At 45.8% G+C, this 24,097-nt stretch carries 25 protein-coding genes and 1 tRNA gene; 8 read left to right on the top strand and 18 right to left on the bottom strand.

Annotation, left to right across the window (positions count from 1 at the left end):
* Position 1 precedes the first annotated feature (1 nt).
* The 9 genes from OCV37_RS12295 to folB all read right to left on the bottom strand — a co-directional run bounded on the left by OCV37_RS12295 (position 2) and on the right by folB (position 5,782).
* Positions 2-628, bottom strand: coding sequence for a protein-L-isoaspartate(D-aspartate) O-methyltransferase (locus OCV37_RS12295; protein WP_038183084.1), 627 nt, complete (start codon positions 626-628; stop codon positions 2-4).
* 5 nt (positions 629-633) lie between these two features.
* On the bottom strand, positions 634-1,374 hold the full coding sequence (gene surE, locus OCV37_RS12300) for a 5'/3'-nucleotidase SurE (RefSeq protein ID WP_038183082.1): 741 nt from the start codon (positions 1,372-1,374) through the stop codon (positions 634-636).
* Between the two features lie 3 nt (positions 1,375-1,377).
* Positions 1,378-2,424, bottom strand: a complete 1,047-nt coding sequence (gene truD, locus OCV37_RS12305; RefSeq protein ID WP_038183080.1) for a tRNA pseudouridine(13) synthase TruD — start codon at positions 2,422-2,424, stop codon at positions 1,378-1,380.
* A gap of 86 nt (positions 2,425-2,510) precedes the next feature.
* The gene (gene ispF / locus OCV37_RS12310) at positions 2,511-2,984 is read right to left on the bottom strand and encodes a 2-C-methyl-D-erythritol 2,4-cyclodiphosphate synthase (RefSeq protein WP_038183077.1); all 474 of its coding nucleotides are present in this window, start codon (positions 2,982-2,984) and stop codon (positions 2,511-2,513) included.
* Positions 2,985-3,003: 19 nt separating this feature from the next.
* Positions 3,004-3,729 (bottom strand): 2-C-methyl-D-erythritol 4-phosphate cytidylyltransferase, encoded by a 726-nt coding sequence (gene ispD / locus OCV37_RS12315; RefSeq protein ID WP_038183075.1) that lies wholly within the window; start codon positions 3,727-3,729, stop codon positions 3,004-3,006.
* Positions 3,730-4,011, bottom strand: a complete 282-nt coding sequence (gene ftsB, locus OCV37_RS12320; RefSeq protein WP_038183072.1) for a cell division protein FtsB — start codon at positions 4,009-4,011, stop codon at positions 3,730-3,732.
* 138 nt (positions 4,012-4,149) lie between these two features.
* The gene (locus tag OCV37_RS12325) at positions 4,150-4,917 is read right to left on the bottom strand and encodes an undecaprenyl-diphosphate phosphatase (RefSeq protein WP_038183068.1); all 768 of its coding nucleotides are present in this window, start codon (positions 4,915-4,917) and stop codon (positions 4,150-4,152) included.
* The gene (folK, locus tag OCV37_RS12330; protein ID WP_038183065.1) at positions 4,917-5,432 is read right to left on the bottom strand and encodes a 2-amino-4-hydroxy-6-hydroxymethyldihydropteridine diphosphokinase; all 516 of its coding nucleotides are present in this window, start codon (positions 5,430-5,432) and stop codon (positions 4,917-4,919) included. The genes OCV37_RS12325 and folK overlap by 1 nt, the downstream gene beginning before the upstream one ends.
* Positions 5,429-5,782 carry a bifunctional dihydroneopterin aldolase/7,8-dihydroneopterin epimerase gene (gene folB / locus OCV37_RS12335; RefSeq protein WP_038183063.1) on the bottom strand — a complete coding sequence of 118 codons (354 nt, stop codon included), beginning with the start codon at positions 5,780-5,782 and terminating at the stop codon, positions 5,429-5,431. Before folB ends, folK begins: the two co-directional genes overlap by 4 nt.
* A gap of 291 nt (positions 5,783-6,073) precedes the next feature.
* Between folB and plsY the strand changes: the two genes are divergently transcribed.
* Positions 6,074-6,664 carry a glycerol-3-phosphate 1-O-acyltransferase PlsY gene (plsY, locus tag OCV37_RS12340; RefSeq protein ID WP_038183058.1) on the top strand — a complete coding sequence of 197 codons (591 nt, stop codon included), beginning with the start codon at positions 6,074-6,076 and terminating at the stop codon, positions 6,662-6,664.
* Positions 6,665-6,778: 114 nt separating this feature from the next.
* Here plsY and OCV37_RS12345 read toward each other — a convergent pair whose 3' ends face one another.
* Positions 6,779-7,603, bottom strand: coding sequence for an alpha/beta fold hydrolase (locus OCV37_RS12345; RefSeq protein ID WP_038183838.1), 825 nt, complete (start codon positions 7,601-7,603; stop codon positions 6,779-6,781).
* Between the two features lie 63 nt (positions 7,604-7,666).
* Entirely contained in the window at positions 7,667-8,686 is a 1,020-nt protein-coding gene (gene tsaD, locus OCV37_RS12350; RefSeq protein ID WP_038183836.1) for a tRNA (adenosine(37)-N6)-threonylcarbamoyltransferase complex transferase subunit TsaD, read from the bottom strand.
* 223 nt (positions 8,687-8,909) lie between these two features.
* On the opposite strand from tsaD, the gene rpsU reads away from it, so the two are divergent.
* From rpsU to OCV37_RS12380, 6 genes are all read left to right on the top strand, one after another.
* Positions 8,910-9,125 (top strand): 30S ribosomal protein S21, encoded by a 216-nt coding sequence (rpsU, locus tag OCV37_RS12355; protein ID WP_001145625.1) that lies wholly within the window; start codon positions 8,910-8,912, stop codon positions 9,123-9,125.
* A 25-nt stretch (positions 9,126-9,150) separates the two neighbouring features.
* The gene (locus tag OCV37_RS12360) at positions 9,151-9,594 is read left to right on the top strand and encodes a GatB/YqeY domain-containing protein (RefSeq protein WP_038183055.1); all 444 of its coding nucleotides are present in this window, start codon (positions 9,151-9,153) and stop codon (positions 9,592-9,594) included.
* 107 nt (positions 9,595-9,701) lie between these two features.
* Positions 9,702-11,468 (top strand): DNA primase, encoded by a 1,767-nt coding sequence (gene dnaG, locus OCV37_RS12365; protein WP_038183052.1) that lies wholly within the window; start codon positions 9,702-9,704, stop codon positions 11,466-11,468.
* A gap of 98 nt (positions 11,469-11,566) precedes the next feature.
* A complete protein-coding gene (gene rpoD, locus OCV37_RS12370; protein ID WP_038183048.1) occupies positions 11,567-13,465 on the top strand; it encodes an RNA polymerase sigma factor RpoD in 1,899 nt (632 codons plus the stop codon).
* A gap of 144 nt (positions 13,466-13,609) precedes the next feature.
* A tRNA-Ile gene (locus tag OCV37_RS12375) sits at positions 13,610-13,686 on the top strand.
* 297 nt (positions 13,687-13,983) lie between these two features.
* Positions 13,984-14,220, top strand: coding sequence for a DUF2789 domain-containing protein (locus OCV37_RS12380; protein ID WP_038183046.1), 237 nt, complete (start codon positions 13,984-13,986; stop codon positions 14,218-14,220).
* A 116-nt stretch (positions 14,221-14,336) separates the two neighbouring features.
* On the opposite strand, the gene OCV37_RS12385 is transcribed toward OCV37_RS12380, so the two are convergent.
* The 4 genes from OCV37_RS12385 to OCV37_RS12400 form a co-directional block, all read right to left on the bottom strand.
* Positions 14,337-16,157, bottom strand: coding sequence for an RICIN domain-containing protein (locus tag OCV37_RS12385; protein ID WP_038183043.1), 1,821 nt, complete (start codon positions 16,155-16,157; stop codon positions 14,337-14,339).
* A gap of 916 nt (positions 16,158-17,073) precedes the next feature.
* Positions 17,074-17,412 carry a hypothetical protein gene (locus OCV37_RS12390; protein WP_157635039.1) on the bottom strand — a complete coding sequence of 113 codons (339 nt, stop codon included), beginning with the start codon at positions 17,410-17,412 and terminating at the stop codon, positions 17,074-17,076.
* 313 nt (positions 17,413-17,725) lie between these two features.
* Positions 17,726-18,034: a hypothetical protein gene (locus OCV37_RS12395; RefSeq protein WP_038183037.1), complete on the bottom strand. Its 309-nt coding sequence runs from the start codon at positions 18,032-18,034 to the stop codon at positions 17,726-17,728.
* Between the two features lie 193 nt (positions 18,035-18,227).
* Positions 18,228-20,195 (bottom strand): LTA synthase family protein, encoded by a 1,968-nt coding sequence (locus OCV37_RS12400; RefSeq protein WP_157635037.1) that lies wholly within the window; start codon positions 20,193-20,195, stop codon positions 18,228-18,230.
* Between the two features lie 481 nt (positions 20,196-20,676).
* Between OCV37_RS12400 and OCV37_RS12405 the strand changes: the two genes are divergently transcribed.
* Entirely contained in the window at positions 20,677-22,434 is a 1,758-nt protein-coding gene (locus OCV37_RS12405; RefSeq protein ID WP_038183033.1) for a lysophospholipid acyltransferase family protein, read from the top strand.
* Between the two features lie 21 nt (positions 22,435-22,455).
* Here OCV37_RS12405 and OCV37_RS12410 read toward each other — a convergent pair whose 3' ends face one another.
* The 3 genes from OCV37_RS12410 to OCV37_RS12420 all read right to left on the bottom strand — a co-directional run bounded on the left by OCV37_RS12410 (position 22,456) and on the right by OCV37_RS12420 (position 24,048).
* Complete coding sequence (locus tag OCV37_RS12410; protein WP_157635035.1) at positions 22,456-22,938, bottom strand: hypothetical protein; 483 nt, start codon at positions 22,936-22,938, stop codon at positions 22,456-22,458.
* A 20-nt stretch (positions 22,939-22,958) separates the two neighbouring features.
* Entirely contained in the window at positions 22,959-23,201 is a 243-nt protein-coding gene (locus tag OCV37_RS12415) for a hypothetical protein (protein ID WP_038183030.1), read from the bottom strand.
* A 139-nt stretch (positions 23,202-23,340) separates the two neighbouring features.
* Positions 23,341-24,048 (bottom strand): DUF2589 domain-containing protein, encoded by a 708-nt coding sequence (locus OCV37_RS12420; RefSeq protein ID WP_038183029.1) that lies wholly within the window; start codon positions 24,046-24,048, stop codon positions 23,341-23,343.
* Positions 24,049-24,097: the final 49 nt, after the last annotated feature.

Consider the following 24,097-nt stretch of genomic DNA (forward strand, 5'->3'; position numbering starts at 1 on the left):
GTTAGGCTAAGTCACCTGCCACTAAAGGAACGAACCGGACCATTTCAACGATTTCTGAATGAAATGACTCGCCATTCCGGGTGATCCTCAGCAATTGTTGCTCATCACTACCGACAGGGATCACCAATCGTCCCCCGTCAGCCAACTGATCCAACAACGCTTGAGGTATTTCAGAAGCCGCAGCGGTGACAATAATGGCATCAAAAGGTGCCTTGGTATGCCATCCCTGCCAGCCGTCGCCATGTTTCATGGATACATTATAAATATCCAGTTGTCTTAGACGACGCTTTGCTTCCCATTGCAACGTTTTAATGCGTTCAATTGAGCAGACATGCTCAACTAAACGTGCCAATACCGCGGTCTGATACCCTGACCCCGTACCAACTTCCAGAACCCGATTTGTGGGTGTCAAAGCTAACAGTTGGGTCATCTTGGCAACAATATAAGGCTGAGAAATCGTCTGCCCCAAACCGATCGGTAATGCATTATTCTCATACGCCTGATGAACCATGGCCTGTGAAACGAAATTCTCTCTCGGTAATTCACGCATAATGTCCAGAACACGTAAATCTTCAATGCCGTTTCTGACAAGAAAGTCGATCAACTTATCAGCGAGTGAATTTGACATGTCAGCTACCTTTCCAACCAATCTGTCATCGCATTGATCGACTCATGGGCAGTCAGATCAACTTGCAGCGGTGAGATAGAAACAAATCCATGATCAATTGTGTAGAAATCCGTGCCTTCTCCTGCATCCTGCTCTCTTCCCGGAGGTCCGAGCCAGTAGATGTCATGACCTCGCGGATCTTTCTGCCGAATCATACTCTCCGCATGATGGCGAGCGCCCAAGCGGGTCACTTTCATGCCGTTAATTTGTTCCAACGGTCGATCAGGGATATTCACATTCAGTAAACGATTGGTCGGAATCGGAGCATGTAAGTGTTGCTTCACAATCTGGCGGGCAATATGAGCAGCCGTATCAAAATGAGTTTCACCCACCAAAGAGAATGCGATTGATTGTACCCCGAGAAAATGTCCTTCCATCGCTGCGGCAACCGTCCCCGAATAAAAGACATCATCACCTAAATTCGCACCGTGATTAATACCGCTTAAGACCAGATCAGGTAAATCATCTTTCATTAATTCATTCAAAGCAAAGTGAACACAATCCGTTGGGGTCCCCTGAACAGAATAGACTGCCGATGCAATTTGCTGGATACGAAGCGGTTGCTCCAGAGTCAAAGAATTGGAAGCCCCGGAGCGATTCCGGTCAGGAGCAACAACCACAACGTCGGCTAAATCAGACAATGATTCAGCTAACGTATTAATTCCCCGAGCATAGACGCCATCATCATTGCTCAACAAAATTTTCATCAGTTAGAACTCCCTTTCCACTGGTATTTCTTCAACTAGCTCTCGTAATAAAGAAGTTGCAAAGCATCCCGCATCAAGCGAAAAATTCAATATAACCTCATTTTTTCCCAGCTTCCAATCCAGTTGCTGAGGTTTGAGAGCAACATTCCGCCTTTCATGCCTCATACGGTTGTTTCGAATCAATTTCATGAAGTCAGGTTCGCTATCAACACATTGCTGTTCTATCGCAAGAGCATCACCGGCAGTCGGTAGTGCGTTGTCTCCCGCTAACGCTGCCGAGATTCCGGCTTTGCCCTGCGTGACCAGCACCTGCCACTGAGCCAGCATGGCTTCACCTTCAACCCGGAGCGATTCATCACCGTGGAGCACAATGTCGCCCTCGATCAAATGATCAAAGCAATCCTTTGCAATCCGCTCGGAGACAATCTGGTTAAAGATCCATGAACGTGCGGCAGAGAGATAAAGACTGCGCTGATTCTGGTTGCGGGAACGGACATTCTCCCGGCCCCAGCGCCGCGCTTCATCGAGATTATTCCCCTGATGACCGAAACGTTGTGCTCCGAAATAGTTGGGAACGGCCCGTTCACGAATCAGATTCAACCGTTGCTCGACATCCGCGATATCCGAGACCTCTGTTAACGTAATCTGAAAATGATTGCCGCGCAGATCGCCGGGTCTTAATTTGCGCTGATGGCGAGTCGTTTCAAGGATTTCAATGTGGGGATAACGCGTCAGAAAGGCAGAAAAATCTGGTGTCTCTCCTTTAGGTAAGTGAACACTCAACCACTGCTCAGTGACCGCATGACGATCTTTTAAACCCGCCCAGCTCACATCTCTTGACTTCACGCCACATGCTTTGGCTAACTCATTGGCGACAAAGCTGGTATTTTCTCCGGTTTTGCGAATGCGGACCATCAGGTGCTCGCCCAGCCCATCCAGTGGAAATCCGAGATCTTCTGTGACGATAAAATGTTCTGGTTTTACTTTGATTTTTGCTTTTGCAACCGGCTTGCCATACAAATAAGCCAGATTGGCTAAAACATCATCCATTCGGATATCCTCGCTATGATGGTCAAGCCATCCCCCTGACAGGGTTATTTACAACTGAATTTATGACAAAAAAATGAGTGAATTACTTACTTCATCAGTAACACAACAGCTTCACAGGCAATCCCTTCTTTACGTCCGGTAAATCCCAATCGTTCTGTTGTGGTGGCTTTCACATTGACATGGCTGATATCGGTTGCCAAATCATCGGCGATCAAAGCCCGCATTTGGTCAATATAGGGTGCCATTTTCGGAGCCTGAGCAATAATCGTAATATCGGCGTTCCCCAATCGATAGCCGTGTGCGATGATTTTCTGATAAACACACCGTAACAACTCTCGACTATCAGCACCTTTCCACTGTTCGTCCGTATCTGGAAAGTGGCGCCCGATATCCCCGGCAGCAATGGCGCCGAGCAAAGCATCGGTTAATGCGTGTAAAGCAACATCGCCATCGGAATGAGCCAATAATCCCTGTTCATAAGGGATAGACACACCACCAATCATGATTGGCCCTTCGCCGCCAAATTTATGCACGTCAAACCCATGACCAATTCTAAACATAACCATTCCTTACTCTGCTTTATTCTTTAGGGGATTCCGCTTTCAAGCTTTGCTCTTCCCGGCTGAGATAAAACTCAGCCAGCACTAAATCTTCGGGCTGCGTAATCTTAATATTATCGGCACGCCCCACCACGATTCGGGGTTGATCACCATGCCATTCCATAACCGAGGCTTCATCCGTCACGGCGATATGCTGAGCAATCACCCGGGATAAAGCCCGATGCAATTCAACGGTTCGAAACATTTGTGGCGTTAATGCGTGCCAAAGGTTCTCTCGCTCTACGGTACCAACAATATCTTGGTTGAGATTCGACCGCTTCATTGTATCCCGGACCGGTGCTGCCAGTATTCCGCCGACATCATGAGAAATGACCGCTGCAATCAGACGGTCAATATCACTCAAACGAACACAGGGACGCGCAGCATCATGCACCATGACCCAAGTCGTCGGTGCAGATTTCACGAGATAATCAAGCGCCGCAAACACAGAGTCTGAGCGTTCCTGACCACCGGAGACCCGAACAATATCGGGATCAGAAGCGAGAGGGAGTTGACTGAAATAAGGATCATCATCACTGACGGCAATGACAATCCGGTTAACTTGTTGATGAGCTTGCAGCTTCGCAACCGTATGCTCCAGAATTGTTTTGCCGTGAATCGTCAAATACTGTTTCGGTTTATCGGTTAACATCCGGCGGCCAACCCCGGCGGCAGGAATAACCACTGAAATCTGTTCTTGAGTCATTTAGGGATGATCCTCGTTGATAACACGGTAAAATGTTTCTCCTTCTTTCACCATGCCAAGCTCATGCCTTGCTCTTTCTTCAATGGCATCCAGCCCCTGACGTAAATCATCGATTTCTGCATACATTTCTTTATTTCGTTTTTGTAAATTCACATTGACCGTATGCTGGGTTTGGATTTCATCAGAGATCCGATGAAAATCAGCAACACCATTTTTGCCAAACCACAATGAATACTGGAACAGCATTAAAAATAGAGTCAGTGTAACAGCAAATACTCGCATGACGCCCACTTGTGATTTCAAATAGATGATCGGGAAGTCTATCAAAACTGACCGAAAAGAACTTCCCTCTTATACCATAAGTCGCTTAAAGGGCAACTTGCTGACCGGCAGGTCTCACGACACAACGGTTCGCCACAATTAATAAGCCCAGTACAGTAAAATACCACCGAAAATGATGCGATAAATACCAAACGCATTGAATGTAAAGCGATTCAGAAAAGCGAGAAATACCTTCATGACCACCCACGCGGCGATATAAGACGTGATAAAACCGACAATCAGAGGTAATGCACTCTCACCTTGAAAGCTCTGATGATGTTTCCACAGATCCAAACCACTGGCAGCAAACATCACCGGCAAGGCCAGCAAAAATGAGAATTCAGCACTCGCTTTACGACTCACCCCTACAAGTAAAGCACCGACAATCGTAGAACCGGCCCGACTGGTGCCCGGTATCAATGCAAATACCTGAGCAATCCCAATCCAAATCGACTGTCGATAGGTGATCTGATCCAATGTTTCAGCCGTCGGAGCATGATTTTTCAGGAAACGCTCAACAATCAGAAAAATAATCCCACCAAGAATAAACATGATCGGGACCACCTGAATAGTAAACAAAGCTTTCACCTGATTTTGAAATAGAAAACCGATAGCTGCGATGGGTAAAAATGCGATAAAAACTTTGGTCCACAACGCAATATATCGGGGATGGAAACGTTCTTTATAATTCGTCAGCACCGCTAAAATCGCAGAAAGCTGAATAATCACTTCAAAAGCTTTATTTCCCTCAGTTTGGGGGATACCAAGCCAATCGCTGACAATAATTAAATGTCCGGTTGATGAAATAGGCAAAAACTCGGTAATGCCCTCAACCAAACCAAGTATAACACTATGAATTAATTCCATTACTTACTCTTCATGTTGGGAAAATCAGTTGCAGAGAACCAGAATTCTACAGGTTTCAAAACTTCTAGATTGTCAGCCTTCAGCCAAATTTGCCGAATACTTCGTCCATCACCCGGTAATACAAGCTCCGGGCATAGTTCAAAAAGCGGCTGAATCACAAACGGATATTGATAAATATCTTGGCGAGGCAACTGCGGGGCTTCGGAGCTAACAACATCACCAAATAAGATGATATCGAGATCCAGCGTCCGATCCTGATATTTTTGCGCATCAGGCTGCCGTCCCCAGTTTAGCTCAATATCCTTCAGCATTCTGACAAACTTGGTTAATGAAAGTTCTGTATGCATTTCAATCACTAAATTGAAAAATGCCCCGCCCTGAAAACCTTGAGATGGCGACTCATAAATTGTTGAAAGACGCAGTTGTTCCCCCAACTTTTTTAGCTCACTGACAGCGACTTCGACATGCTTATGCCGGTCGATATTGGAACCGACACCGACATAAACCAGCGTCATAGCTGTCCCCTTTCGATGACGACCCCAACCCCAGAGGCCTGAGGGACTGCACCGGGTTTGGTCAGACGGATCCGAATCCAAGGCACAGAAAATGTTGTCATGATTAAATGAGCCACTTCTTCAGCAACCCGTTCGATCAGTAGAAAGCGACCATTTTCAACATGTTGAATTATTTTTTGACTGACCTGCGCATAATCCAACGCATCGGCGACATCATCACTCTGTCCGGCCGGGCGATTATCATGCGCCATCTCAACATCAAAAACGAGCTTCTGCTTAATCTGCTGTTCCCAGTCGTAAACACCAATCGTTGTGACAACAACTAGCTGTTCTATAAATACTTTATCCATTGATTATCTCGCCATATTTCTATCTCAAATATTGAATTAAGATAAAAAATCGTCCTGTATTTTCACCAAATATGAACCCAAAGATGCCCGGCAAGCGAGCATCATAGCTGCATCACACATGATTGGGTCTAAAACCGTATTTTAAGATCATTTTGGTATATACCCAAGCCTCATTAGGATGACTTAGGTATAGTGATTATCATATACTTAAATGATTTCAAGATGCGAAATTAATATAGATTTTTATCGATATAAACAAACACCTAAACTTGCGTACAGCTCAGGGGCCAAATGACGCCATTGATACTTCTGATCATTATTTCAGCTTACCTGCTTGGTTCAATTTCAAGTGCTGTGCTCGTGTGTCGTTTATTCCGGCTTCCCGACCCCAGAGAGTCCGGGTCGCATAATCCGGGTGCAACAAATGTTTTAAGAGTCGGCGGGAAAAAAGCAGCCGTCATCGTTCTGCTATGCGATATGCTGAAAGGGACAATTCCGGTCTGGGGAAGCTACTTTCTGGGAGTCACGCCTTTTCTGCTCGGCGTTATCGCAATTGCCGCCTGTTTAGGCCATATTTATCCTATTTTCTTCCATTTCAGAGGGGGAAAAGGGGTTGCGACAGCATTAGGCGCAATCGCACCAATCGGACTGGACTTAACTGGCGTTGTGATGGCGACCTGGCTGATGACTTTGCTTATCTCCCGGTATTCTTCATTAGCGGCCTTGGTCACCGTATTCGTCGCACCACTATACACTTGGATGATCAAACCCAATTATACCCTGCCTGTCGCCATGCTATGTTGTCTGATTGTGTTCCGCCATCAGGAAAATATTAAACGTCTGCTCAACGGGACAGAACCCAAAGTCGGTGAAAAAAACTGATGACATAATGGAGGCCACTGCCTACCGACAGTGGCCTCTTTATTAGATCAGATTGAATTGGCAAGCTCGTCAGAAAAACTTTGCGATGTCATGTGCCAGTATAAAGTGTGTCGGTCATTCATCGACCAATGTATCGAAGAACCCCTGCAACGCTTGCGTCACGAACTCAGGTTGCTCCAGATTACTGATATGTCCCGCCTGAGGAATCACAATCAGCTGACTGCCAGCAATCGCATCTTGCATCAGATATGACTCTAACACCGGCCGGGGCTTATCCTGCTCACCCACCATAATCAATACTGGCAGTTCCAGATGATGGATGTCATCCAGCAGATCCCGGCGATCAAACACGATCTTACCGATTCGTGCGATATCAACAACCTGCGGACCCGATGTTGTCATCAAAAACGTTCGAAACGCAGTCACAAATTCGGGTTCTGGCCGTTGCTGTAAAGTATGGTCGGAGAAAAACATCGGGACGACCTGTGGAATAATGGACTCAGGAAAAGACTGCGTTGCAATTGCGGCATCAAGCATTGCAAAATATTTGGCATGCATCACTTCAGGTTCAAGCCCGATAAAGGTATCCATCAAAACCAACGCCTTCACCCGCTCAGGAGCCAGCAACGCTAATTCGCTTCCCCACATCCCGCCGACCGATAATCCGATCACAGAGAATGACTCAATCGCAAGATGATCCATGAGCGCCAACATATGTTCAGCATAATCTTTCAGCGAATGCACACCATCAGGGGCAGCGTCAGATTGACCATGTGACCATAGATCCGGAACGATACATCGATAATTCTGGCTCAACGCTGCAACTTGTGGCTGCCACATCTGACTATTCCACAGGTAGCTATGACCGAACAGCAACACCTCGCCCGTTCCGACATCCTGATAACGCATGATTTTGCCGTTCACTGTAAATGATTTCATTCGTTTGATGACCTTCTCTGGTGATTCGTATGATGTTGATTGGTAACGCTCAAGCATGTTTGCTCAGACATGAACAGCCTGAAGCTGATCAATCGGCCAGCGAGGTGTTGCTTGCACGGCAAGGCCAGAGACTTCACCATTTTTGAAGCGTTGCATCCCCGCATAAGCGATCATGGCACCATTATCGGTACAAAACTCAGTACGCGGATAATAAACTGCGCCACCGACTTTCTGAGCCAATTGCGCTAAATCGGCTCTCAGCCGCTGATTAGCACTCACCCCTCCGGCAATCACGATCCGCTTTAACCCGGTTTGCTCCAGTGCCCGACGGCATTTGATCACCAACGTATCACACACGGCTTCCTGAAAAGCATAAGCGATGTCTGCCCGGGTCTGCTCATCATCACCATGCGCAGCAATCGTATTGGCAGCAAACGTTTTTAATCCGGAAAAACTCATGTCCAGCCCCGGTCGGTCGGTCATCGGGCGAGGAAAACGAAATCGCCCCTGCGTGCCTTTTTCTGCCAGACGCGCCAATAACGGCCCGCCCGGATAATCCAGTCCCATCAGCTTTGCCGTTTTATCGAACGCTTCTCCGGCGGCATCATCAATTGACTCCCCGAGAATTCGATAGGCCCCAATCCCATTCACTTCAACAATCATCGTGTGTCCACCCGAAACCAACACGGCAACAAACGGAAATTCAGGTGGATTTTCCTCAAGCATCGGCGCAAGTAAATGCCCTTCCATATGATGAACCGGGACAGCCGGCACACCCCAGGCATAAGCAAGACTGCGCCCGATGGTAGCACCAACCAATAACGCGCCGACTAATCCGGGGCCGGCCGTATAAGCGACACCATCAATATCTTCCGGGCCGCAATTGGCTTCGGCCATTGCCGCCTGAATTAATGGAATGGTCTTCTTGACGTGATCTCTTGAAGCCAGCTCCGGGACAACGCCACCGTAGTCTGCGTGAAGTTTTATCTGACTATAGAGTTGATGAGCCAGCAAGCCTTGTTTATCATCGTAAATTGCAATTCCTGTTTCATCACAAGAGGTTTCAATACCTAATACACGCATAATTTTCCGGAAAACTTCCATCTCGACATCAAAATTGACGCCATGTTACCTCGCCTTCAGATGACAGACAAATTTTGTACAGAGATTCATCCATAAAATACTTTACAAAGCCTTTCCATTCGGATTAAAATTCCGCACCATTTTTGATTGTGCTGGTAAGTACCGGATGTATTCCGACTAAGCAAGACCAGCGTTAACGAATATCCCCTGAGGTGAAAGGCATATGCCAGTAGTTAAAGTACGTGAAAACGAACCGTTCGACGTCGCTCTGCGTCGTTTCAAGCGCTCTTGTGAAAAAGCAGGTATTCTTTCTGAAGTGCGTCGTCGTGAGCACTATGAAAAACCAACCACTGTTCGCAAACGCGCTAAAGCAGCAGCTCAAAAGCGTCACGCTAAGAAGCTTGCTCGCGAAAACGCTCGTCGCGTTCGCCTGTACTAATAACTCCTTCGGAAAGGAATGAGTTATGGCTCTGATTGACAAACTCAAAGAAGAGCAAAAACTTGCGATGAAAGCCAAGGATAAAATACGCCTTGGCACTATTCGTTTAGCCATGTCAGCAATTAAGCAACGTGAAGTCGATGAGCGGATTACGCTAACCGACAATGATATCGTTGCTGTTCTGACCAAAATGGTCAAACAACGTCGCGATTCTGTCGCACAATATGAATCTGCGGGACGACAAGATCTGGCAGATGCGGAAAGCAACGAAATCGCAGTTCTTGAGGAATTTATGCCTCAGGCATTAACTGATGATGAAGTGCTACAACTCATTGATGACGCAATTACCGCTTCCGGTGCTCAAAGTATGCAGGATATGGGTAACGTCATGGCTGTATTGAAACCGCAAATTCAAGGGCGTGCAGATATGGGAAAAGCCAGCAGCTTGGTTAAAAGCAAGCTGACTTAACCCACTCCTCTAAACATCAAGCCGTGCTATTCTATATGGCACGGCTTGTTTGTATACGCGCTAACATGTAAATTAGCTATCCACTGTAACATTAGCTATCAGGTCTTATGGCTGGGTATATTCCTCGAAATTTCATCAATGATTTACTCGCTCGGCTAGATATCGTCGATGTTATCGACGCTCGCGTCAAACTTAAAAAAAAGGGCAAGAACTATAGCGCTTGCTGTCCTTTCCATAACGAAAAAACTCCGTCTTTTAGTGTCAGTCAAGACAAACAGTTCTATCACTGCTTCGGGTGTGGTGTGCACGGTAATGCCATTGACTTCATGATGGAATACGAACGTTTAGAGTTTGTTGAAGCGATAGAAGAACTGGCAGGATTACTCGGACTCGAAGTACCGAGAGAAAAAGGGACAACGCCCTTTGATGCCCAGAAGTCACAGGCACGCAAAGAACAAAAACGCACCTTATATGATTTGATGGAACAAATTGCCCAGTTTTACCGTCATCAACTCAGACATACCAGCAGTAAGGTGGCAATCGATTATTTAAAAAATCGTGGGCTGTCTAAAGAGATTGTCCAAAAGTTTGGTATCGGTTATATCGCCGATGAATGGGATCTGGTCCATAAAAACTTTTCCCGCACACCAGAATCAGAGCAGATGCTTACCGCGGCCGGAATGCTGGTTGAGAATGACAACGGCCGTCGCTATGACCGCTTTCGAGGGCGCGTCATGTTTCCGATTCGGGATCGTCGTGGTCGTGTCATTGGCTTCGGGGGCCGGGTCCTCGGTGATGGAACGCCCAAGTACCTCAACTCACCAGAAACCGATATTTTCCATAAGGGTAAAGAGCTGTATGGTTTATACGAGGTCCTTCAGGCGCATCGTGAACCACCACAAATTCTGGTGACCGAAGGCTACATGGATGTCGTGGCACTGGCTCAGTATGGGGTTGACTACGCGGTTGCGTCGCTGGGAACCTCGACAACCAACGACCATTTGCAGGTACTGTTCCGGCAAACCAATGCAGTGGTGTGTTGCTATGACGGTGATAATGCTGGCCGGCAAGCCGCATGGCGTGCATTAGAGAATGCACTTTCATTGCTCAGTGGTAATAAAACCCTGAAATTTATGTTCTTACCAGACAAAGAAGATCCGGACTCATACATCCGTCAGCATGGTACAGAAGCATTCGAACACCAAGTTCGGCAATCGATGTCGTTCTCTGATTTTCTGTTTCAGGGTCTCATGGCCCGCGTGGTTGACAATAGTAGCCGGGAAGGTCGTTTTCGAGTTGTCCATCTGGCTGAACCGCTCATTAATCAGGTTCAAGACGAAGCGCTGAAAATTTATTTGTGGGAAGAATTGTCATTGCGCACTGGCCTTAGCGCCAATGCCATTCAGTCAGCATTGAATAAAAAGCAAATTTCGCAACAGACGCCGGCGATCCGCCCGCAAACGGAAATGAAGCGTACGCCGATGAGAGAAGTTATCGCTTTGCTTCTCCAAAATCCGAACTATGCTGATAGGATACCGGATCTTTCAAGTATCGCGACACTTGAGATTCCCGGTTTAAGCTTATTCATTGAGGTCCTTGAAAAATGTCAAAATTACCCCAATGTAACAACAGGCCAGCTACTTGAAAACTGGCGAGGTCATCGAAATGAACCTCTTCTGTCACGTCTTGCAAGCTGGGATATCCCACTGGTAGAAGACAATCAAGAAGAAATATTTTTAGACTCGCTGGATAAAATCATTACCCAGTGTGTTGAAAAACAAATTGAAAATCTGCAGGCAAAAGAGAGAAGCGTTGGTTTATCAGCTGACGAGAAAAGGGAGCTGCTAGCATTGATGCTAGATTTGAAAGCATAATCCCTTATTTATAGCCAACAAATGATTAATTTGTTAGAATACGTGGTTTGCATTCCGCATACTAATTCCGTCACTAGAAATGAAGTTGGATACCGTCTATGGATCAAAATCCGCAGTCACAGCTTAAATCACTTGTCCTTAAGGGCAAAGAACAAGGCTATCTGACCTACGCTGAAGTCAACGACCACCTCCCTGCAGAAATTGTAGATTCTGAGCAGGTAGAAGACATTATTCAGATGATTAACGATATGGGCATCAAGGTTGTAGAAACGGCCCCTGATGCTGATGATCTGGCTCTGAATGATGATACGAACATTACGGATGAAGATGTTGCAGAAGCAGCCGCAGCAGCTCTCTCCAGTGTTGAAAGTGAAATTGGCCGTACGACAGACCCGGTTCGCATGTATATGCGTGAAATGGGGACTGTCGAGCTTCTCACTCGTGAAGGTGAAATCGATATTGCAAAGCGCATTGAAGAAGGGATCAACCAAGTTCAAAGCGCTGTTGCCGAATATCCGGGAACCATTCCTTACATCCTTGAACAATTCGACAAAGTTGAAACTGAAGAGTTAAGACTGACCGATTTGATTTCTGGCTTTGTTGATCCAGACGCTGATGAAACAACATCACCGACTGCCACACATATCGGTTCAGAACTGACTGGTGCGGATCTGGAAGACGAAGATATGCCTCTGTCATCGAAGAATAAAGATGATGAGGAAGAAGATGAAGACGAAGATGAAGACAGTGATAGCAACGACGATGATGATAGTGACGAAGATGTCGGTATCGATCCTGAGCTAGCACAAGAGAAGTTCAACAATCTTCGTAACAAATACCGTGACTACCAGTTAGCCCTGAATGAATTTGGTGAAACGAATGAACAAACGTCACAAGCATCTGATCTGGTTCTGGATGCCTTCCGTGAGTTCCGCCTGACACCAAAACAGTTTGATAATCTGGTTGAAACACTTCGTGGTTCGATGGATCGGGTAAAAACGCAAGAACGCTTAATCATGAAGCATGTGGTTGAACACGCCAAAATGCCGAAAAAAGCGTTTATTACCGCCTTTACCGGTCATGAGTCTGACGAAAACTGGTTGGATACCCTTCTCGCATCTGACAAACCTTATGTTGACAAAATTCGTAAGAGCGAAGAAGACATCCGCCGTTCGATCCAAAAACTTAAAGCGATTGAAGAAGAGACCTCTTTAAGCGTTGTCCGGATCAAAGATATCAGCCGTCGCATGTCTATCGGTGAAGCGAAAGCACGCCGAGCGAAGAAAGAGATGGTTGAAGCAAACTTACGTCTGGTGATTTCAATTGCGAAGAAATACACCAACCGCGGACTGCAATTCCTCGATTTAATTCAGGAAGGGAATATCGGTCTGATGAAAGCAGTCGATAAGTTTGAATACCGTCGTGGTTATAAGTTCTCGACTTACGCAACTTGGTGGATTCGTCAGGCAATTACTCGCTCAATTGCCGATCAGGCCCGGACCATTCGTATTCCGGTCCACATGATCGAGACCATCAACAAGCTCAACCGAATTTCTCGTCAAATGCTGCAGGAAATGGGCCGTGAGCCACTCCCTGAAGAGCTGGCAGAGCGCATGCAAATGCCAGAAGACAAAATTCGTAAAGTGCTGAAGATTGCCAAAGAGCCAATCTCAATGGAGACACCAATCGGTGACGACGAAGATTCGCATCTGGGTGATTTCATCGAAGATACCACACTGGATCTGCCAATCGACTCAGCCACAGCGACTAGCTTAAAAGCTGCGACGCGTGATGTTCTGGCAGGCCTGACGCCTCGTGAAGCAAAAGTACTGCGGATGCGTTTTGGTATCGACATGAACACAGACCATACTCTTGAAGAAGTCGGCAAACAGTTTGATGTCACCCGTGAGCGGATTCGTCAAATCGAAGCCAAAGCACTGCGTAAATTACGGCACCCAAGCCGTTCAGAAACGCTCCGTAGCTTCTTGGATGAGTAATCTGATTTAAGTCAATGCACAAAAGGTGAGCAAATGCTCACCTTTTTTATTGTCTTTGATTTAAGTGAATAAAATATAAGCATATTTAGTCATCATTGAGGCTAGACAGTATAGGACGTATCCCCTATAATCGTCCGACTTAAGGGGCCTTTAGCTCAGTTGGTTAGAGCATCCGACTCATAATCGGCAGGTCCTGGGTTCAAGTCCCGGAAGGCCCACCAAATTTAAGACCGCAGTCATCGACTGCGGTCTTTCCATATCGATAACCCAATGATATCAATCCATAAAAATACTCAGGGTCTTGAGAAGCTCTGGTTCTTTTCCTAGAATCAACAATTTAAAATCGCTTTAATAGTCATACTGGCCTGTCAAAACACTTCTGGAAAACGTTCTAATTCCCTCTCCTTAACCTAAAAATGTTTCAGCGACATGGTTTATAGACAACTCAGTTGACCACCGACACTATCCTGAACAACGTATATACTTCAGATAAGTGAACGCAGTGAAGGAGGCAGACCATGGGAATATCTCAACACGACATGACGGATCTATTCGAACAGCTTGGTTTAGGCAGTTCACCGGACGAAATTAAGGACTTCGTGAAGAAGCATCGGTACACTCGGAATTCGACACAGCTCCATAAAGCAAGTTTTTGGACCGCTTCCCAATCTGCTTTTTTAAAACAGGCAATTGAGGAAGATGCCGACTGGGCTGAGTTGGTGGATCAACTCGATGTCATGCTACGAGACGAATGAATGAGTGATTGAATCAATATCCTCCTGAAAAGGAGGATATGTTAGGAAGGCCCAACAAAGAAAAAGGCCGGAAATTCCGACCTTTACACATACCCGGGTACAATACCGAGTGCGGCTTATTTGGATTCAAACGAACCTAAATCAGGTGCCTTGCCATTGTAATTGAGGCCGACATCTGTGCCAGCATCAATCAGTTCACTTCCCGATTTCAAATGGAAGAACTGAACAACAGGTAAGCTACCATCACTTTGGCGCTCAGCCAGTAAATCATCGATGTTAATGCTTGCGAAGTCAGATGATGAAAACGAAAGACCATCCTGCCAGCTATTATTGGTGATGTTGGTTGAACCAGCACCAAACTTATCCCGGTTATCACCATCTAAAGAAATACTGTTTTTGATGGTCAGACTCTTCAGTTGACGTGAGCTGCCATCACCTAAACCAAAGTTACGGTTATTGCCATAAGCAATTGCATTGTAAATCGTAACTGTGCCCCGGTTACTATTTTGGTCGTAACCATCCGCAGTATTCCCCGCAGAGATCGTATTAATATACACACCGTTGTGTGCTAAATCTTTACCATCACTTCCGCCGGTTTTAAAACCGTTACCATCCCCGGCACCTTTCACACCATTTTTCTGATAACCATTTCGAATCATCCAGGTGTATTCCAGCGTTGTGGTCACAGAGCTGCCGTTATCACGCAGGTAACCATCAAAACCGTCATCCAAGTTATTCCATGCCCGGCAACCGTAGAAGTAGTTTCCGCTTCCCACAGTTAGCTTGGCAGCAAACCCATCGGCATTTTCAAGCGTTGAATCGGCATTGTAGTAAGAATCAGAGTTCTTGATGAAGTTGTAAGCAGCCCCACTACTGATTTGCAGCCCCGTATCTGAGTTATCATAAAACTTCATGAACTCGATCGTATTATGCGAACCTGTCAGGTACATCCCATTGTCACCTGCCTTTTTGATATCGAAGCCATATAGGTGCCAATAGTCTCCACTCAGTTGGAAGCCACGGTTGGTACTTTTCTCTGACATCGCAGAGAAATCAAACACCGGGCGTTTATCGCCGGGATAAGCACTCAATACAATCGCTTTCGATGCCGTACCACTATGTTTAATCTTGATGGTCTCTGAGGCATAGTATGTACCGCCCCGCATATAGATAACATCTCCGGCTTTTGCGTCGTCGATCGCAGCAAGCAGTCCTGCCAGTGTAGAAACGACGGTGGCATCAGAATCAACATGTTTGATAAAAGAGGGATAGCCATTCGTTAACGGCTCACGGTTCGCTCCCGCAAGTTGAGCAGCAACCGCTGTCGGTGCAGCCGAAGAACTTGAAATATCCGCAGATGAAGTACGACCAGAATCAGAACCGGAAGATCCACACGTTCTTGTGACAGGCTCAAGCCACCAGCGTTGAGAGCTAATACCGGCATCTTGGTTTTGATAGATATCAGAACCTTCCGTTGATCCGGCAACGGTCAGCAACAATGCCGAATTCGCATTGATGATCTTATAAGTTCCCTGATAAGCACCTGATGTCACCTGAACCAGTTGCCACTCCTGACTTGACGAATGGCGGTAGGGATTCTGTCGGACAGTCGCACCATTACTTTTTGAACCGCCTTCTACAGTGACCGCATACGAGGTATCGGAAGCCTGAATCGCCCAATAACCATTACTTTGCTGATTCAGTATAAATCGTTGAGAATCACTCCCCGTATTTTTTTGGGCTGCGATATTCGCTTTTTTGGCAGTGGATTCCGCGGCAACTAACATGTCAGCACCGGAATTGACAATTTTATACACAATGCCGTCTACGGGTTGATCTGTGCAGTAATCTGCTGCATAAATCGGCCCACTGAGCATGACAGAGCCCATCACACCAGCAAGCAAAATATGCCTATTTTTAACATTATAAACTTTCACAGTTATGGTTCCTTCTATGTTCACACATAATGTAGATATTTCACAATATCGATCAGTAACAGCATCGATCAGTAACAGCCGCAAAAACTGCTTACGAATAGTGCGGATTCATATATTAATTTGATTACTTATCAAGATAAGAAGTGTATAAGAATTAAACAAAAATACAAATAAATGAAATATCGTTTTATTTTTTAATTTAAAAAATCATAGCAAATGTCACACATTTATTCGTTTCAATATATCAGTAAGACATCTTTTTTTGTGCAGTGCATCTCAGATTGCCAGATTATCTCAATAACATTCACTCAAATAATGTTTTCAATATAATTCATCAAAAACAACAAGCCTACCCATTTTGAATTAAATGGACAAGAACAATTGAATATCAAACAGTTTTAATGATAAATAAAACATTAAAATAAGAGTAATATGGAATAAGCCACAACAATTCTATGATCTATCATTTAATTCAAAATATGAATTATATGAAACCAGACAATTGAAATATATTCACCAAAATCATATTAGAAAATAATAAAATAAAACCATCATAATCATTTTGAATATAATGAATCTGTACACAAAAAGATGAAATATTAAAATTCACCCACCAAACAGTTCATAAGATATGACGCCATCACCGAGTTACTCCCCTGACATACAGAATAAATCAATCGTTTTTAGTCGTTTACCTTGGGTATAAGGTTATCAGCGTCGAATTCGTACGACATGAGCCAACGACTTAATCATATCATTAAGGACAAATATTTGCCCTTAATGACACGGAGTCCCTCGCCTTAAAAGGGTATATCCTCAATAGGGTTGAATGAAATCGTGCGAATAGAAGAACAGCACAAAATCAAACGTCTTGCGAGGGAGACTGAGAATAGCAAGTCTATAGACGAGTATATGGTTATAGCGCACCTCGACAATATGAGACCCATACCTGATCACTACCACAGCCACTATCTACGACACAATCGAGACTTTTCTTTTGTACCTGCATGGACAGCAGCCACGAGTAAAACTCTTTAAAATGCGGCTTATCCATATTGAGCCGAAAATACTGAGGTCTAACCCCAGAACATCGGCCTTGATTTGTACCATTTAAATAAAAGCGACCATCCGTGCCCATATGGATATAATTAGGCACACCTAAACTAATCCATCCTTTTCCATTTCCTTGTGCATCCAAAGCGAATACATTTACATGCACACCCAGACAAATGATAAAAACCAATAATTTTTTCATTGAGACTCCCCAAATAATATCAATCGTTTGAATCGGAGCGTGTATCACATCAAAGCGCTCCTGGCGCGATATTATCTAGATAACACAACATAAACAAAAGCATTCATATGAAATTAATTGGATTTATCTCATAAAATCAGTGAATAAAAATGATCAACCGAGACGTGGACAGATGAGAAAACTCATATGCATGATCAGAGATGCAAAACCGAGGAAGTGAATAGCGGGATAATAGTGAAGCATAAAAGATGCGTGATAGCAGATGAATTCGTCATATCCACTCACGCTTTTTACGCCGAAAACGTCTCTATCGCTATGGCCAAGCCCGCTTTTTACCACCATTGGCTTTAATCAGTTCAATCGCTTTCTTCGACTTATCTTCAATTGAACGCAGACTTCGGGTCACGTTCTCCTGAAACTCAGCTTTATTTTGGCCCGGTAGCTCAGGCGGTGTGGATGCTGCAGATTGTAATTGGTGGATCATTTGAACCAATTGCTTATTCTGAGCTTCCAGCGATTTCACTTTCGCGGTCAGCTCCCGAAGCATGGCATTCTGCTCTTGAATTCGAGATTCTATATTATTGAAAGACTGGAGTATTTGTCCGATATTTTGCTCTGTCATCAATCTGTCCGATTCAACCTACATGCCTAAAGTGTAGGTCAAACTGAATGACTTATTGAAACAATCTGCATCATTACCACGATGATCATCGAAATCCCCGATCAATGCGGTTCAGGAATCATTGCGACCAATCTATCCACGCTGAACCGTTTGTTGAAACGGGGGCATCGTTTGATGCCCCCGGAACAATCAGCTAGTGCTGAGATTCATGGTAATCATCTTGCGCCTGATAATAATTATCCTGAAAGGCCAGACTTCCCCACATGGCGTAAGCGTGCGCTCTCTCGACGATAGAATCGGCAACCGGATGGTCGGTTAAGGTATCGTGTTTCGGATCATACTGATAAGTGGTAATCCCCTGCTCGGGACGAATCACCACCACTTGATTGTCGGCCGTCATCCACCCAAAGTTCTTATCCCGTTGCATCAACGCCCGCTGCTTACCGACCGGAACTGTTTTGGTCATATCATTGCCGACCATCGGATTGACGCTAGTGATCCCAGCCAGAGAGAGTAGCGTTGGTGGCAGATCAATCTGACTGACCAAACGATCATCGAGTCTGTGTTCAATACCGCCGCCAAAGATGATCGCCGGAATTTTAAAGTGACCAATCGGCACTGGTAAGTTACCACTGGTACGAGCGTCATGGTCAGCAACCGCCACAAAGATCGTATCATTCCAGTACGGAGACTGCTTCGCCTTCTTCACAAATTGACCTAAGGCATAATCGGCATATTTGACGGCATTTTCCTGCGTGTTTTTCGGCTGGTTATACAGTTCGAACGGGCTATCCGGAAACTCATACGGCGTGTGATTGGATGAAGAAAAAACTAAGCTAAAGAAAGGCTTTCCCTGCGCATCCAGTTGAGTAAACTGCTCATCTGCTTTTTTGTACAAGTCGGTATCGGAAGCGCCCCATGAGCCCACAAATTCAGGTGACTTAAAGGTTGGAAAATCTTGCATATCCACAAAGCCATTACCGAGGAAAAAGCTCTTCATATTGTCAAAATGGCTCTCTCCACCGTAAATAAACTGAGTATGATAGCCTCGCTTTTTCAGCAAATCGGCAATGGTAAAAAAGTTGGTCTGACTCTTACCCAGTTTCACGACAGCACGCGCCGGTGTGGGTGTAAATCCGGTTGTCACGGCTTCGATCCCACGAACCGAACGGGTTCCCGTGGCATACATCCGGGTAAAAGCCCAGCCTTCATCGATTAAGCGATCGATATTCGGCGAAGCATTAATTCCCCCGAGACGACTGACAAATTGCGCACCATGACTCTCTAATAACAAAATCACAATATTCTTTGGTTTGCCCTGATATTGCGCCTGATGACGAGCCAGTGTTGGTCTGTCGCCCGGTACAAAATCTTGAGGCTCAACATTCATCGAGGCTTTCACCTCTTCGATAATTTTGTCTTTGGCCATCTTCGGATAAAACTGAAATGCACTCGCTTCGGAGCCCATCTGTTTCGCAGCAAAGATCACCGAATAAGAAGAGTTTAAAGCGAAATCATTCATCAATGGATCACTGGAAAACGCCACCATCGCCGGGTTCATCGGACGATGTTCAAAACTCGATCTCGCGCCCATCACACCCAATGCAACCACAGCAACAGCAATCACCGGACGCCAATACCAACGCGGGAAAACAAGGCCAGTCACCAATTTTTTCGACCAGCGCCAGCCGATAAAAATCGTCAGTACTGATGTAATCAGACCAATCAACAGCTCCAGTTTATAGCCGCTCCACAGCATGCCGAACACTTCTTTCGGATAGATCAGATACTCGATGAATAAACGGTTAGGCCGTAAGTCATATTCCTGAATAAACGGCACCGTTGCGACTTCCATATACACAACTAACCATAATCCGGCAGTCAGCCAGAGACGCAGAATCATATGCCAGCAACGTCCAATCAGATGATCACCTGAAAAAAGAGCAGAAAGAAGTGCAGGTAAGACCAACAAGTAACAAACGGACGACACATCAACCCGTAAACCGCCCAAGAAAATATTTCCCCATCCCTGAACATCATTCACACGGTCAATCTGCCATAATGACAGCCCCAGACGAGAAATCGTAAAAAGAACAATAAAAACAACCGCAGCACTCACAACCGGATACAACGGCCCCAGCAAAACTTTTACTTTATTCAATGTCCATTCCCTCAAAGATATACGAATGTTCTCCTCTGACAAAAATGGCCGTCAAGCATCATTTCCGGATCAGAATCCAACACCTTGTCGTCATTCGACCAACAAATCTTAAATAAATTCAGATAAATCACATATATAAAACCAAACCCATATCCATTTCAGAGCAACATAGGCTGGGCAAAATAAGCTACACACGGCCGTTCAAAACATATATTGAATGAGGCAGCTAATCCCTAAATATAGAAAAGCTTACCTAAAAGACAAAGACCTAATCGATTTATAAGACCGATTCTCGCAGTAGCATCACACAGGCAGGCGCACTGAGATCTGAGCTGCAAATGCCCGATGTCTGACGTCGGGCATTTGCAACAAGACCGTCATCAGAACGTCACCGGTATGACATGAAAGCCTCATAAAACTGAAGCGCATCTGCAACAAAACCACCCTAGCATGGGGATCATCATCATGATTCGAGGTTGATATGATAGCGAACAGTCCTTTTAAGCTCCCCAAGAAGACACCATTTGGTGTCGGTGAACACATTGCGGAATGGGCAACAGGCTTGACGCAGTTAGATAAGTTCTATGCGCAACGTCCGGCAAACTGCGATACCCAAACCTTTTTAAGATTCACGCTGGAAATTCTGGGTATCGATTATCGGGTGATTAAAGGTGCCTTAAATCATATCCCCGCGTCTGGCCCGACGGTCGTGGTCGCTAACCATCCACTCGGATGTGTTGAGGGCGTCATTCTGGCTGAAATGCTGTTGCAAATTCGTTCTGATGTACAAATTCTCGCTAATCACTATCTGAAAACCGTTCCCGAGTTGGATTCACTGTTTATCGGGGTCGATGTCTTCAATACCAATCAGGCACAACAGGCAAATCTGAAGGCCATGCGCACAGCGCATCGTCATCTGGAACAGGGTGGCTTACTGTTGATTTTCCCTGCCGGGGAAGTGTCTCATCTGGTCGATATTAAACAACAACGGCTACAGGACAAAGCGTGGAGCACGTCTGTCAGCCGCTTAATTAAAAAACACCACGCAACGTCAGTGCCTATCTTTATTAACGGGCAAAACTCCAAGCGTTTCTATATGGCAGGCAAAATTCACCCGCTGTTGAGAACGCTGATGCTCGGGCGCGAACTCCTCAATAAAAAATCCCGCGCCATCGAGATCGCGATCGGTCAGCCGATTCAGTACAAAGAAATCACCCCACTGAACGACGAGCAGTTAGTCAATTACTTGCGTTTCAATACATATCTGCTCGATCCGGCGACACAAAAACAGCGTAATAAGCAAGATGGTGATCTCACTCTGCCTCCCGTTGCGCCACGTTTACCGCTTGATGACCTGAAAAGTGATTTGGCCCGGTTATCCGCTGAAGAACATCTCTTGCAATATAATGAGTTTGATGTGTATTGCGCCAAAGCAGCGTCAATTCCCTGCATCATGCACGAAATCGGTCGCATCCGGGAAATCAATTTCCGTCACGTTGGTGAAGGAACGGGGCTGGCACTGGATATCGATAAGTTCGATCGGCATTACTTCCATCTGTTTATCTGGGATCGGGAAGCTGATGAACTGGTCGGCGCCTATCGATTAGGTCTGGTCGATGAACTGATGGCGGAACATGGTCTTGCCGGGCTGTATTCCAGTACTTTGTTCAACTACGACCCTCAATTTATCCATCAGATGGGTAAATCCATTGAAATGGGCCGTTCAGTAGTGGCACAGCCTTATCAGAAAAGTATGGCATCCCTGTTACTGCTCTGGAAAGGGATCGCCACATTCGTGACCCGTCGTCCACAGTATACCCATCTGTTTGGTCCGGTCAGTATCAGTAATGAATATAGTGATGACGCCCGCCAGTTACTGGCACAAACCATGACTTTAAATTACTACGACCCGGAACAGGCACAGTTGGTTAAACCGACCAACCCACTGCCGACGCACAAAAATCATGACTGGAATATTCATCTGCTCAGTGCACTGGCTGACTTACAACTCTTGTCTAAAGTCATTGCCCGGATTGACGAAGGAAAAGGCGTACCGGTTCTGTTACGTCAATACTTAGGCCTGAACGGTAAGTTCGCCTGCTTCAATGTTGACCCTGACTTTCATGATTCACTGGACGGCCTGATTGTGGTTGATCTCCGTCAGGTTTCAGAAAAAACCTTAACCCGCTATATGGGCAGCGCACCCGCTCAAGCCTATCTGGCGTATCACGCCAAATAAAACAGGATCACATTCCCGGAGTCAGTCCGTCTCCGGGGATGGCCCTTCAGACCTATTCTCATCATACTCGATACAGATACTTTCCCCCGCTGACTCCGAAAACTGCAGCGACATTTTGATCGGAGTATTGTGAGACCACCAGCGCGATTTTTTGGATAAAGTCACCTGTGGCGCAGACTTGGTGGTGTCCTGTTGCCCGCGTTGTTCAAGGTAAGCATTTAACTCAAGAGACAGACGTTCTATTTTGAAAAAACGACACGGACACAACATATATAACGGAATCCATTGAATCTGATAACGAATTCCTTCATCCGTGATACAGGGCATTTTTATTCCCACAGGCTTGGCCGTCATGAGCGCGTCGTCACCGACGGAAAAATAATCCTGAAGCGGTGAATATTTTTCATCTTCCGCACGCGCCTTGGCCCGGAGCATGTCTCGCATCAGCCATTCCGCCAGAGTGCCGGGAGATTGGGATTTCGCCTTCATCGACTTTACTTTCATCGCTCACACCTTGATCCCGGTTAGCCACGATTGATTTTCGGCCGTTCACCTTCGGCTTTCAGCCCGTTAGTCACCATTTGATACTGACGATACTGTGCCAGCCCCTGACGATAGACAGGGTAACTACTGATCGATAGTGCCACTGAGCTATGGCAAACCGGACACGAAAAATGCGCACCGGATAACAGCAGTTCCGGTTCAATGTAGATGATGCTCTTCTTACCGTTTTCAAGGCAAGTCGGACAAGGCAATTGCGTATTCATAACGATCCCTCTGAATATCCTTGGTATGTTTTCTGTACATTCTCTGTACATGACAGGGAAGAGAAAAAGAAATCTGATTGAGCAAAAAGGGCCAGCTCCAGGGCATAGACTAGAAGGCTGGCCAAGTGAGGTTTGGTCATCACGACGGTGATGATTCTCCGTTTTGGGTGATCATAATCGGCGAAATATTGTCGGTATAAGCCTTAATGATCACGCCCACGCCTTCAGGCAACGGCAATTGACCGGCATGAACCTTGACGTCATAACTCGCTTTATTACTCTTTTCATACTTTTCCGTATTACTGTTGCTCTTTTCAGAAGATTTCGACACGCTGCCACTCACACTGGCGGAGAAAGGGCCGTAGCCAATCTTCGCTTCAAAACTCCCCTGAGCGCTCATGCTCTCTTTTTCTTGCTGGCTTTGTTCATTCGAGAAGCTTGATTTCACTTCCATATTAAATTCAATACTGACGTCATCTACAGCCAGTGCATTGAGAGGTAACAGGGTCAGTAGCGGAATCGAAATCGATGATTCGGCGGTATCCGTACTGACGGTCGATTTCCCTTCATCCTTGCCTTTGGTCGTGGTAATGATCGGGCGTTTAAGTTTGAGCTCAACCATCACCGGCTGATATTCAGAACGTGACTCGTCGTCCTTATCACCGCCGCCCCCCTTAACGGCCTGCTTACTAAAACAGCTATCGAGCATGAACTTTACCTGCGTCATTGCCATTTTATTGTTCGCCTCAGCCGCGGCCATCAATGGCCCGCCGATCAGATCTCCCATCGGAAGACCACTAAATTGTTGTGCCATTGAGACCAGACCCGGCCCTGAAGTGACTGCCATAAAGACTCCTTATCTGTATGTAAAGTAAACGTCTGTGCTATAGTCATCA

The organism is Vibrio rhizosphaerae (assembly GCF_024347095.1).
Classification (GTDB): Bacteria; Pseudomonadota; Gammaproteobacteria; order Enterobacterales; family Vibrionaceae; genus Vibrio; species Vibrio rhizosphaerae.